10 protein-coding genes and 1 pseudogene are annotated in these 12,758 nt (G+C 38.1%); 6 read left to right on the top strand and 5 right to left on the bottom strand.

Annotation, left to right across the window (positions count from 1 at the left end; translation table 11 throughout):
• Nucleotides 1-8: 8 nt before the first annotated feature.
• Genes AC3WTJ_RS30570 through AC3WTJ_RS30555 form a run of 4 tightly spaced genes read left to right on the top strand, consistent with a single transcriptional unit; the run spans nt 9 to nt 5,608 of the window.
• Nucleotides 9-2,111 carry a site-specific integrase gene (locus tag AC3WTJ_RS30570; RefSeq protein ID WP_492524913.1) on the top strand — a complete coding sequence of 701 codons (2,103 nt, stop codon included), beginning with the start codon at nt 9-11 and terminating at the stop codon, nt 2,109-2,111.
• Nucleotides 2,111-4,981 (top strand): tyrosine-type recombinase/integrase, encoded by a 2,871-nt coding sequence (locus tag AC3WTJ_RS30565; protein ID WP_492524912.1) that lies wholly within the window; start codon nt 2,111-2,113, stop codon nt 4,979-4,981. The genes AC3WTJ_RS30570 and AC3WTJ_RS30565 overlap by 1 nt, the downstream gene beginning before the upstream one ends.
• A complete protein-coding gene (locus AC3WTJ_RS30560; protein ID WP_492524911.1) occupies nt 4,974-5,414 on the top strand; it encodes a hypothetical protein in 441 nt (146 codons plus the stop codon). Before AC3WTJ_RS30565 ends, AC3WTJ_RS30560 begins: the two co-directional genes overlap by 8 nt.
• 23 nt (nt 5,415-5,437) lie before the next feature.
• On the top strand, nt 5,438-5,608 hold the full coding sequence (locus AC3WTJ_RS30555; RefSeq protein WP_492524910.1) for a hypothetical protein: 171 nt from the start codon (nt 5,438-5,440) through the stop codon (nt 5,606-5,608).
• Nucleotides 5,609-5,651: 43 nt separating this feature from the next.
• On the opposite strand, the gene AC3WTJ_RS30550 is transcribed toward AC3WTJ_RS30555, so the two are convergent.
• Nucleotides 5,652-6,917 (bottom strand): BaiN/RdsA family NAD(P)/FAD-dependent oxidoreductase, encoded by a 1,266-nt coding sequence (locus AC3WTJ_RS30550; protein ID WP_492524909.1) that lies wholly within the window; start codon nt 6,915-6,917, stop codon nt 5,652-5,654.
• 75 nt (nt 6,918-6,992) lie between these two features.
• Nucleotides 6,993-7,328, bottom strand: a complete 336-nt coding sequence (locus AC3WTJ_RS30545) for a helix-turn-helix domain-containing protein (RefSeq protein WP_492524908.1) — start codon at nt 7,326-7,328, stop codon at nt 6,993-6,995.
• A gap of 136 nt (nt 7,329-7,464) precedes the next feature.
• On the opposite strand from AC3WTJ_RS30545, the gene AC3WTJ_RS30540 reads away from it, so the two are divergent.
• Complete coding sequence (locus tag AC3WTJ_RS30540) at nt 7,465-8,460, top strand: DGQHR domain-containing protein (protein WP_492524907.1); 996 nt, start codon at nt 7,465-7,467, stop codon at nt 8,458-8,460.
• A 362-nt stretch (nt 8,461-8,822) separates the two neighbouring features.
• Entirely contained in the window at nt 8,823-10,913 is a 2,091-nt protein-coding gene (locus tag AC3WTJ_RS30535; protein ID WP_492524906.1) for a catalase, read from the top strand.
• Between the two features lie 102 nt (nt 10,914-11,015).
• On the opposite strand, the gene AC3WTJ_RS30530 is transcribed toward AC3WTJ_RS30535, so the two are convergent.
• The 3 genes and pseudogenes from AC3WTJ_RS30530 to AC3WTJ_RS30520 form a co-directional block, all read right to left on the bottom strand.
• On the bottom strand, nt 11,016-11,189 hold the full coding sequence (locus tag AC3WTJ_RS30530; RefSeq protein ID WP_492525055.1) for an ATP-binding protein: 174 nt from the start codon (nt 11,187-11,189) through the stop codon (nt 11,016-11,018).
• 366 nt (nt 11,190-11,555) lie between these two features.
• Nucleotides 11,556-11,801: pseudogene (locus tag AC3WTJ_RS30525) on the bottom strand (HAMP domain-containing protein); the annotation flags it as partial.
• A gap of 172 nt (nt 11,802-11,973) precedes the next feature.
• Nucleotides 11,974-12,690, bottom strand: coding sequence for a VIT1/CCC1 transporter family protein (locus tag AC3WTJ_RS30520; protein ID WP_492524905.1), 717 nt, complete (start codon nt 12,688-12,690; stop codon nt 11,974-11,976).
• Nucleotides 12,691-12,758 lie beyond the last annotated feature (68 nt).

Here is a 12,758-nt window from a genome sequence, read left to right as displayed (position 1 = left end):
AGTGCATAATGAGTTATCAATGGTTAGCCTGGGAAGATTTTTCAAAGCTTTATTTAGATGCATTTACTAATGTAAACAGATATCCTGATGGGGTACGAAGAAATTATATTAAAAGTAATTTGAAGCATTTGAAAATAATCGTGGAACAACTTCATAGTAAATTCAATGATGGGAAACAATGGTTAGAAGCGAGTCATGACGATAAGAGAGGTTTTAGAGAAGTTCATTTCACTGAAATGTGCTATATAATTCCATGGTACCTAACCATTTATCCTGAGCACAAGGATGAGATCGATCATGAAATGATGTTGAAATATTTCCAATCAGATAATACTTCTTCGCAAATACAGTATCATTGGTCCAAATTATTTGGTTTAATAACAGATCATGAAGATCAGATGATTTCTGAAACGGCTTCGTTTAAGCGCACTGGATTTAGGAAGTTTCTAGCCATACATACTATAATTACAAATAAGCCATTCCATACTTTTAACGACGATGATAGCAGATTCGCAACTACGATAAGTTATCCCAACGTAAATCGTTATAACCCTAAGGTGCTACAGGACCTACGTATAAAATTGGGGTATTCTAATGTTGTAATTTCGCAAAAAAAACAAACTAACTGGGATAAGCTATTTAATCACGTAAACCCTGTATGGGCAGATCTTGTTTCAAATTATTATAATTATCTGCAAGTCGCTGATGCTGGTGATAATTACTTAACCAGAATGAGTAATATTTTTAGCGAGTTATTTAATTATCTAGATGAAGAAAATAAAAATGATTGTACATCTTTTGATATAAGTGATTTCAGAAAATTAACCACTAAGTTTAAGCGTGGGCGTAAGAAAGAGATAGGTACAACATATCAAATAAGTAAAGTAATTCATTTAAGAAAGTTTTTTGAATGGGGAGTAGGGGCATTCCCTATATTTTTCCCAACTCATTTAAATTTTCCAGATGAGGAGTGGGCTAGTTTATCAAAAAAAGCTTCAAAGGAATATATAAATAATGAAGGATTTGCTCCTTCTTCTGATGAAATTGCAAAGAAAATGGTAGAGGGTATATATAATTATGTTCCTGAAAATGAAAGTGAGGAATTATGTAGATGGTTTTGGATGATAGTTGCTAGTTCTCCTCCAAGATTTAGTTTTGTAATGAATCTAGAAAGCAAACATGCATTGAGGCCGTTACCTAACCAACCTGAAGCTTTTGGATTATATTCGCAAGACGAAGATAAAGCAGGCAATAAGTATGGGCAATTTCCCATTCTTGATCCGCTTGGTTATGAAGCCATCACTGAATTACAGAAACGGGCGGACATACTCCAACTAAAACCAATATGGAATAAAAAATACAATAGAGAATTTATACACTTATTTCAGTTCAATCAATCACCATGGATGCTTTCAGATTCGGCTGTTCGACGTTTTTTCGATAAGGTGAAATTTGAGGTACTAAATGAAAATGAACTTTCTGAGCGAATAAGTGCTCACGGGTACAGGACTTTTTTATTAACTCATATAGCAATGAAAACCGGTAGTCTCGAGGCTGTTCGCATTGCTGCAGGACATAGAAATGAAGAAATGACAAGGCTTTATTTAAAGAGCAGGGTTTCGAGGAATGCTTTACTTCATCGTGTGCTTTCAAAATATGAGCAAGGTGAGGTGAGTGGTAAATTCTATGTAAGGTTGCTTCAGTTTCTCACATCTGAGGATCCACCAATCGAAGATGTTATGAAAGCGTTCACAACAGAAATGGCATTAGATGAATTTCTGCTTAAATATGGGAAACGAGTGGAAATGGGTTTTTGTTTAAGTCAAGAATCTTGTGATAACTGGTATAAATGCTGGGGGTGTCAGCATTTTTTAATGCGCCGCGAGGAAATACAAGATGCAATAGTGGTTCTAGTTAAACAAATTATTAACATGAGGGCAATGATTAAGCATAGTACTAATTACACGGCCAATAACTCCATAGCTGCTGGTCAAATGAGAACAATTTCTCTAATAATAAAGAGGTTAACTGAGCTTGGACTTACGGAGGAGAAGATAGACGAAATGGTTTTAGAAAACTTAAATAAATATAAAATAAAGGAAGCTAAATAATGAGTTCATTGGCAACAGTTGAAAGTATTCCGAAAAAAACATGTGAAGTGGGAGTTGATAGACACTTTACAAAAATTGAGTGGGAATTAATCTGCCCTAACTCCTGGAGTAGTATAGAATACCTTACAAAAGTTCCATTACATAAATTTATTAGTCTTACTTTGTATAAATCACTAAAACAACCTGGAAGACTCTATGTTAATTATTTATTGCTGTATCAACGAGTCGTGTGGTCATTGGATGATGCATTATCGGTTAGATTTTTCTCTCTTCCTTTAGAACAGATTCATAATTTTTCTTGGATGGAGGAGAAGGTTGAAAAGCATTATGAGGCACTAGACATTAAGAATGAGCATAAAAAAAGGAAATTTAAGTTTGATATAATGAGATTGACCTTTTGTATGTGGGCTGCTGGGTATGGGCTCCTTATGAGGGAAGGCAGGGAATATGTTGATCATGATTTCCTCAAGATCTTAAAAACAAATGTTGAGAAAAGACGTCATTCCCGTAAGAGTGGAGTTTTAAAAAAATTAAGCATAATTTTAGAAAAAGAACCAGAATCCCCTGTGACAAGTCCAATCATCACATGTGAAGTGGGAGTTGATAGACATTTTACAAAAATGGAGTGGGAATTAATCTGCTCTAACTCCTGGAGTAGAATAGAATATCTTACAAAAGTTCCATTACATGAATTTACTAACAATACCTTTTATAAATTACTAAGAGAACCTGAGAAACGTTATGTTAATTATTTATTACTGTATCAACGAATCGTATTGTCATTGGATGATGCGTTTTCATTTAGGTTTTTTAACTTACCTTTACAAGATATTCCTAATTTTATTTGGATAAGCAATAAGGTTGAGCAGCATTTTGAGTCATTATTTCAACTAGATATAAATAATGAATTTAAAAAGAAACAATTTGAAAATGATATTATGAATCTGACCCTATGTATTTGGGCTGCTGGGTACGGGCTAAATATAAATGAAGGCAGAAAACATGTCGATGATGAATTACTAGTTATCATTTATGAGAAGAGTAATGACGGCCACAGGAAAAGTACAATAAAAAAACTAAGCACAATTCTAGAAAAGGAAAAAGAATCACCTATAAGGAACAGGATAAATACAAGAAGAGTTCCAAAATCAAAAGTAGAGCTTGAAAAGGACGGTTGGAATATTATATTTAGTGAATATGATTCAGAATTGGCAAGAAGTTTTTATGAATTCATATTTAATTATAGGTTAATTTGCGTGAAGGATTTGGATGTAAAAGTAGCCCCTCAAATGGTTAATCAGGCAAAAGTAAGGACAGCATTAAGGCCAATAACAATATCTAGCTGGGCGAGTGAGTCTGCTATGATAAGAGGGTATTTAAAATTTTTTAATAGTTTTGGAGTAAATTCACCTTCAGAATTAATTTCAGGGGGGATAGAGAAAATACTAATTCATGCTAGTCGTAAATGGACTCGCCAAAAAAGAATTAATATTCGATATATACTAAAACAATGGTTACTATTTTACATAAATAAATATGATCTGAATTTAGTTGTTAACACAATAATTCCACACTCGATGAGAAGGAAAACAATGCAGTTTGGAAAGATATTAAACTTAGGTAATGCTTACACGTTAATCGAAGCCCTTTTAGATGAGCAATCACCTTTCGTTAATGAGAATGATGTTCTAGAGTTTCGTTGTAGAAGAGTATGTCTTATCCAATTAGCAACGGGATCTAGGGTCACAGCAATATGTTTATTATTAAAAGATTGCATAACAACAGACCATTATGGAAACAAATGGTTGCATTTGCATAAAACAAAAAACGGTAAGCCCCAGGTAGTTAAAGCTACTGAAGATGTTCAAAATTGGGTTGAGCAATCCGCTAAGTTTGCCCCAAAAGACAAGGTATTCTCATCTAAAAACGATAGGTACTACGGTGATGGATTAACCGAATACAGATTATTCGCAAATACATCCGATGTAGCTACTTTAACAAGTAACCAAATAGGTAAATTCTTAATTAAGATTCAAAAAAAACTTTGGCCTGATATGCCTAAAGACGAGTATTTCACCTCTCATGACTTTAGGCGAATGCATGCTATTTATATGGTTATGAAAAAGAAAAGCAAACATGAGATACAAGATCAACTAGGTCATAGTAGTTCCAAATCATTAATCCCTTATATAGCAACATCTTCACCTGAGGTTCAACAATATTATAGTGAGATTTATAAAGAGGGTATTTGGGGTAACGTTGTAAATAAACTAGAGGAACCAACTGACCTTGAACTCGATCCACTCCTTGAGCAAGCGGCAACAGTCATGCAAGCAGAAAATAAAGAACAATTTATATCTTCACTAATTGAGAAATTTAAGCATGAAGAAACTGAATTTGGTTTTACTACTGATGCGTTTATGCCAATAAATAATGTTTCAGCTGGGTTTCCGAGATTCACCCATAACTGTGTGGCACACGAAATGCTCAATTGTGGTCATACAGAACTTCATTGTTTCAAATGCGATTACTACAAGCCTGATGATGATAAATATAACGAACATATTGCTGAAATATTTAGGTTTATGTTGTTGGCATTGCGCGGGGAAGAAATGGCGAAGTCCAAACGTGACTCGATTCAAAAAGAACTAGTCAGTATACGCTCACATGACATTATAGAGTTGATTGACGAATCTTTTCCTAAGTTATTGGAGAAGAAGTTTTCAATTACCCCTAGAGAGATTCCAAAACTGAAAAAAGGTTTATGGGACAAGGCTAAGAGTTACTGGAAAAAATATAAGCAAACCAAGCCAATATTAACTTTTGAAGAAGCACTTCAATACTTGAAAGAAGGAAATTGGAATGGGTAGGAAAAGAAGCTTTACAATAAGTGAATTGAAATATGAAGCAGGGCAAGTTAAGAGGCATATTATTAACGAGTGCAAAAAGGGTAGATTATCAAAATTAGTGAAAAAGGACGTATTTCTACTCATAGCAAATCGTCCTAAAATCAATTTGAAAAGTGACCGTACTCTATGGGAGGGCGAAGTTTGGACTTACCTTGACGAGTGGTATTCGAAGTTAGAAAAAGAAGTAGAAGAAATTAAGATTTTTCTAGATCAACAAGGTGATGTGGAAGAAACCTCAGTTAATCATAAAGATTTAGCTGATCTTATGGATAAGAATCGCAAACAACGGGACTTAATCTCTGAGTACAAAAAAGCCCTACATGCATTAAGAGAAGAGAATGAAAAATTAAGGATATTAGTAATTGAGAAGCATGGCACTATAGATCTGGCATGACGGGAGAGTTAGGGGATGATGAATTGAATGAACAGGATGGATATGTAAAACAGTTGTGTGATGGAATTTCAGAGATGGAAGCTGCAGTTGAGAGGCTGCGTAAAGAGATTCAGGAGTTACAAACGGAGCGAGATGCTTTACTAAATGGAAATCTAACTTTATACGAACAACGATGCAAATTGCCTGATTTTTAAAATGAGCCCCTTCTCTTCTAAGAAGAGCAAGGGGCTCATTTGTTCATTGAGATAATGACATTGCTACATTTTTACCTGCAGTATAGCCTGAAGAAAAAGCAGCCGTAATGTTGTATCCACCGGTATATCCATGAATATCAAGAACTTCACCACAAAAGTATAATCCATTCATAAGCTTGGATTGCATTGTTTTAGGGTCGATTTCTTTTAGATTAACACCGCCGCCTGTCACGAAGGCTTCTTCAATCGAGAGAGTACCTGATATTCTGATTGGAAAGGCTTTAATTAATTTGCTCAATGCCATCCAATTTTGTTTAGGTATATTATCATGTGTTAGTTGTTCATCAAGTTCAGCCTTCTGTAGAAGCAATGGGATGACCCGTTCATTCAGATATCCTCTGAGAACGTTTTTAATGGCCTTCTTAGGCTCGTTCTTAGTTAAAGCGAGGGTTTCATCATATACCTCGCCAAGCGCTTTATTTGGCTGGAAATCAACTGTGAGGATAGTCTCTTTTTGCCCACTTTTGGCTAATTCCTTTACAACGAATTGACTACATCGTAATGCGATGGGTCCTGAAATACCAAAATGGGTGAACAGCATGTCACCACTGTGAGAAATTATAGGCTTACCTTTGCTATTCCATACCGTCAATGCTACATCTCTAAGTGAAAGCCCCTGTAATTCGCGACTTTTAATAAAAGAATCATTAGAAGTTAATGGGACTTCTGTAGGGAAAAGATCAGTAATGGAATGACCTGCATCTTTAGCCCATAGATAACCGTCTCCAGTAGAACCCGTATGTGGGACGGACTTGCCGCCGGAAGCTACAATCACATTCTTGCTACGAATGATTTCTCCAGATTTTAAACGTACCCCAGAGACTGAGCCATTATTATAATTAATGTTATCTACAGGACTATTAATCCTTATATCTACACCTTGTTTGCGGACTTGACTTACAAGTGCGTCCACAACCGTTTTAGCTTTATCACTAACAGGGAACATGCGACCGTTGTCTTCTTCTTTAAGACGAATTCCGAGGTTTTCAAAAAACTCAATGATATCCTTGTTACTAAAATTATTAAATGCACTATGTAAAAAGCGACCATTGCCAGGGATATGTTTGATTAATTCATCTGTTTCTTTATTATTTGTTACATTACATCTACCGCCACCAGAAATCCCAAGTTTACGCCCCAATTTATCTCCCTTATCCAGGAGAAGAACTTTAGCTCCATTTAAGCTGGCTGCTATACTTGCCATTAAACCGGCAGATCCTCCACCGACTACAATTACATCGTATGCCATACAAAACTCCTTGATTCATTTTTGCAAATTGTATCATTAATTAGAACGAAACCCAAACGGGATACGTATGCAAGGCTATTTAAACAACAAAATATCCTTAATAATTCTGTATATAGTCTTCAACTCATCTATTTTTAGATTAACCAAAAGAAGTTCTATTTTATTAAGGATTTCACTTTTTTCTTTATTCGTTCTTTCTTCCACTACCTCAAATAATTGATAGGGATAAATTTTCAATACTTCAGATATTTTTTGTATCGTTTCAAGCGTTATATTTACTTCTCCTCGTTCTATCTTACCGAGATAGGATTGATCAATGTTTAGAAGTGCCCCAAGTTCTTCTTGTGATAGTTGCGCAGCTTTTCTGTAGAATCTAACTCTTTTTCCAACACTAGCAAAGAACTTCGACATATGCTCACCTCTCTATTAACAGAGTAGGTAAGTCCATATAAAGTATGAAGTACAATATACTACTTAATACCATTTGAAAATAGGTGTTATATAACCTAAAATAAGATTACACTAATGTATTAAGGAGAATAACACCATGAGCAATTTAATGAGCCATCACGTTATTGAAAACGTGATTCAATATAAAATGCGTGGAAAAGTTGCTTATCTAGGTAACTTATCTACGACATCTGCCTTACAACTCACTTATGTGAAGCCGTATGATCACCCTTCAGGTAAAGGATATCAACGTCCCGTTGACATTAAAAGATGTAATGATTTTGCCATGTATCTTTCAAAAGGTGATAATGCGTTGTTTACTCCAATTTTGTTAAATGCGGAGTCAAAGTGGGAGTTTTCAACTTATGATAAAAGTAGGCCGTCCTATGGAAGGTTAATTTGCAAGGAGAAGGCTTCCTTAATGGATGGCCAACATAGACTAGGTGGAATTAAACGGTATGCACAGGATACCAATTCAGAAATCAATGTCCCTTTCTTGGCATTTCACTATCTCGATGAAGATGAAGAAATTCAGCTATTTGATACAATAAATACAAAGGCAAAAGGAATCGGCATTTCTCTAAGTAGATATTTACGCAGATATTCGGATGATTTTAGTTGGATAGCTACCGAACTTATTGTTCGAAGTGATAGTCCTTTTCATTACATTGGGACGATCACTGGTAAAAGGAGTTCTGGTAGACATGTTACCTTGCAGAATCTATATAAAATATTAGAGTTTATTTTGAAGGCAAATCATGTGGCGAGTTTATCTAAAGATGAAAAACTTATGATCGTTTTGGTGTATTTTAATGCTTTTAAAGAGCATTTCAATATGGAATGGTTAGATTATAAGGAATATAGAATAACTCATATCGTTTGCTTAAATGCTCTTGCAATGGCGGGGGCTGTTATTTTTGCAAAGTGTGTTTCTGAAGAAAAGAAACAAATTGATTATAAACGTATGGCGAGTTATGTGAAGAAACTTAAAACTATTGATTGGTCCAGTTACGGCCCATTTAAGTATATTAAGGGAATAAGTGGGTCCCGAACGTTAGCGGCAGAATTGGTATCACAGATGTTAACGGAATAATTCCTGTACAGGATGAGAAATGCGGGTCCTAATCGTTGCAAGACTTACCGAAATTGGTGGAGGTTATCTCGTTTTTTTATGTATCACATTCATTATAAAATAGCGCAGCAAACCAGCTTAACGATTCAAGAAATTGGCTTGGCTTACTGCTCGAAAGGTTCGATACGCTCCCGCCATTAGAGCGATGGTAGGAAATGTCGCGAGAAAAACGTACGCAGCTGGAAGAGAAAAAGAATAAAATTAACTCCATGATACAAATAGAATCTTTAGTTTAGGACCATCTGCTTCTTATATCCATAAAAGGATAAACTAGGATGGGACTGCGGATACTATGCCTAATCTTGAAGTAGGAGGGGTTATATGTGAACGATAAAGATACCGTAAAGCAAAAGCAGTTGGATACCTATCGTGTTACGGATAAAGGTGAGGCTCTAACAACGAATCAGGGATTGCGAGTCGAGGATGACGAACACTCTCTTAAAGTTAGTCCGCGCGGACCGACCATAATGGAGGATTTTCACTTTCGGGAGAAAATGACTCATTTCGATCATGAGCGTATACCTGAACGTGTCGTACATGCGAGAGGTTTCGGCGCCCATGGCGAATTTGAGTTGTACGAATCACTCGCTGAGTACACAAAGGCGAAGTTTTTAACCGATACTTCGATACGGACGCCTTTGTTTGTTCGATTCTCCACCGTGGCAGGATCAAGGGGCTCAAGCGATACAGTACGAGACGTACGTGGTTTTGCAGTTAAGTTCTATACAGAGGAAGGAAACTACGATCTCGTCGGAAACAATATGCCTGTGTTCTTTATACAAGATGCAGTTAAGTTTCCCGACTTCATACATGCTGTTAAGCCTGAGCCGCCCAACGAGATTCCACAAGCTTCGTCGGCACATGATACGTTTTGGGATTTCGTAAGTACGAATACTGAATCTGCTCATATGATCATGTGGATAATGTCAGGACGAGCGCTTCCTCGTAGTTTTCGTATGATGGAAGGATTCGGCGTTCATACGTTCCGATTCATTAATGAGCATGGCAAGTCACATTTTGTTAAGTTCCACTGGAAGCCGAAACTGGGCGTACACTCGCTGGTATGGGATGAGACGCAAAAGGTAGCTGGCAAAGACCCGGACTTCAATCGCCGCGATCTGTGGAATGCGATCGAGCAGGGGAACTATCCTGAATTCGAGCTAGGCGTTCAAATCTTGAAAGAGGAAGATGAATTCAACTTCGACTTTGATATACTGGATGCCACGAAACTATGGCCCGAAGAGATTTTGCCGGTGCGAATTGTTGGGAAAATGACTCTGAATCGGAACACGGATAATTTCTTCGCAGAGACAGAACAGGTAGCCTTCCATGTCGGTAATCTTGTACCGGGCATCGATTTCACGAATGATCCATTGCTGCAAGGAAGGCTATTCTCTTATACCGACACGCAATTGCTTCGCCTCGGTGGACCGAATTTTTCGGAAATTCCGATTAATCGTCCGATCGCACCAGTACATAACAATCAACGGGATGGCATGCATCGCATGACAATTAATCAGGGGCAGACGAGCTATCATAAAAACAGCTTGGCGAACAATGATCCTGCGCAAGTACCGCCAAGTGAAGGTGGTTATCGCCATTACGAGGAGAAGGTGGAAGGTCGGAAGATTAAGGCTAGAAGCAATAGCTTTGAAGATCATTTTAGCCAAGCTTCGATGTTCTGGCATAGCATGTCTCCGATCGAGCAAAGTCAGATCGTAGACGCATTCCGGTTCGAGCTAGGCAAAGTAATGTCTAAAGAGATTAGGCAGCGTGTGGTGGATGTGTTCAGCCAGGTGGCAGAGGATCTTGCGGAGCAAATAGCCGAAGGCATCGGTGCAACGTCTACAAAGGGCGTCGCTGTGACGCCGACCGCCATATCTCCTGCGCTCAGCATGATGACCAAGGCGAAGACAGCTGCTACACGTAAGGTGGCGGTGATGCTCGGAACGGGCTATCACGCGGCAGAGGTACAAGCACTGCTAAAAGAGTTGACCGCATCGAAAATAACGGCAGAGATTGTGAGTAAAACAATTGCTCCAGTAAAAGGTGCTGACGGTACGCTTATCGAACCTCAGCAATCGCTGCTAACGGCTGCTTCCGTGTTGTATGACGCCGTCTATGTTTCCGGCGGAGCTCAAGGTGTGGACGAGTTGCTTAGCGATATTGCATCAACGGGATTTGTTCGTGAAGCATTTCAGCATTATAAGGCTATAGCCGCTGTAGGCGACGGTGTTCGTCTGCTTATTTCGGCAGGGGCCGTACAGGCTGTAGGAGAGAAAGATACTCAGTTGAATGGCGTTTTGATCACCGATGAACAAAGTACAGACAAAGCATTCTACAAGTCATTTATAGATGCAATTGCCCAGCATCGGCATTGGGATCGAATTATTCAGCCGTACCCGATAAAGTAGAATTAATCCAAGAAGCCCACACCTTTTATGTATAGGTGTAGGCTTCTTTAACAGCAGCTAATCAGCTACTGTTTTTTTGAAGCAAGGGCAAGAAGGGTTTCTCTAGGAAATAATGACCTCAGTTCCGCAATTCCTATCGCAATTCATTTGGAGGGTCCCGTGGTGCAGATTCAAGATAGCTTTCGCAATGGCAAGATCTAAACCAGAATCGGAAGCGCCTGTTTGCCGGCTTCTAGATAGGTTAACACGATAAAACCGTTCGAAGGTGAAGGGCAGTTCTTCTAAAGGGAATACCTATACCATCATCAACAATTCGGATACTTAGGTGTGAAGCCAGGTCTTCAAGGTGAATATCAATTCTTTGGTTAGCATATTTCAATGTATTATCCCAGCGTAATTAAAAGTACCTTTTTAATTTGTACTCGATCAGCACCTATTAGAAGGCCTTACTAGAACAAGGGTTTCTTTGTTAGAGAGTGGCTCAGAAGCTACATAGTCTCTTTACTAGCTACACTAGATCAATGACGCTTATGGAAAGTTTCGTGTTGTGTTCTACTTCAGCCCATTCGAGTAATTGATATGTCACTTGCTTTATTCGGTTACACTCTGCAAGAACAGTATCAAGAGCTTACATTTGAAAGTCTATGTTTTCGAATCCCCATCTTCGTATACGTGATGTGTAACTTTCAATGATGGTAAGCGAAGTCTTGAATTCATGTGAAGTATCGGTAATAAAGTGCGCTGTGTTTCCGCATACTTTGTCTCAATACGTTCCATCATATGATTAAATGTTTCAGAAAGCTGATAAAGCTCATCCTTCGACTTTTGATTCAAAGGCAAGTTTTCTAAGGTGCTGCTGATTGCGATTAACTTATTTAATTGGTTATTGAAGTAACGGAGAACTAAAGCACAATAATAAACAGGCTGCCACTATGCTGGCAGCCTGTTCAAGTAACGGGCAGAAGAGCACAAGATTCGAGTCGCAGGATTATGCACCGACAGGTCTAGAATTGGTTCAAAGCATCCCTCAGATACTTCCATAATTTCTCCTTTAGTAAAACTAAGAAATAAGTTTAGCTATTAGAAAAGCAAAGCCTGCCGCTACCCCCCCTACTAATGTTGTTTGCCAGGCACTTTTGATTGGTTTGGATCCGGTGAATTTCCCCTTTATAAAGCCAAATATAAATAGAGCAATTAGTGTGACAAAACACGAAACGATCAGTGCAGATTGCGGATTTTGAATGAATATATAAGGAGATAAAGGAATGATGCCGCCTACAATGTATGACAATCCGATCGATAATGAACTATTTCGAGCTCTTTTAGGCTCGGGTTCCTCCAGTCCCAGTTCGTGTTTCATCATGAAATTAACCCATACTTCCGAATCTTCGCTAATTGCTTTTACGACAGCGATAACTGTTGGCTCAGGAAGGTTCAATTCGCGCAAGATGACTGCTACCTCTTCCCGTTCCCGTTCGGGTAAATCAATAATTTCTCTTCGTTCACGTTCCAATTCAGATAAATAATGTTCCCGATCCGTACGCGCAGCAAGATATCCACCTAGTCCCATTGCAATAGATCCTGCCGATATTTCTGCCACTCCCGCAATAACAACTAGACTTGTGTTAGAAATGGTTCCGGATAATCCGGCAGCAAGGGCAAATGGGACGGTCAATCCATCCGCCACCCCGATCACAATATCCCGAATAAGGTCTGAAGCCAAAAAGTGTTTTTCTTCATGCCTCTCTTTTTGTATAACATTTTCTTGTTGTTGCATGAAGTTTCTCCCTTCGTATAGACGCATTTGTAAACTTTGTTGTGCTAACGCAGAACGAATCAATAAAA

This window comes from Paenibacillus sp. FW101-FHT12H11 (assembly GCF_058790355.1).
The sequence above is the reverse complement of the archived record's forward strand: the minus strand, read 5'-3'. Positions and strand labels throughout refer to the sequence as shown.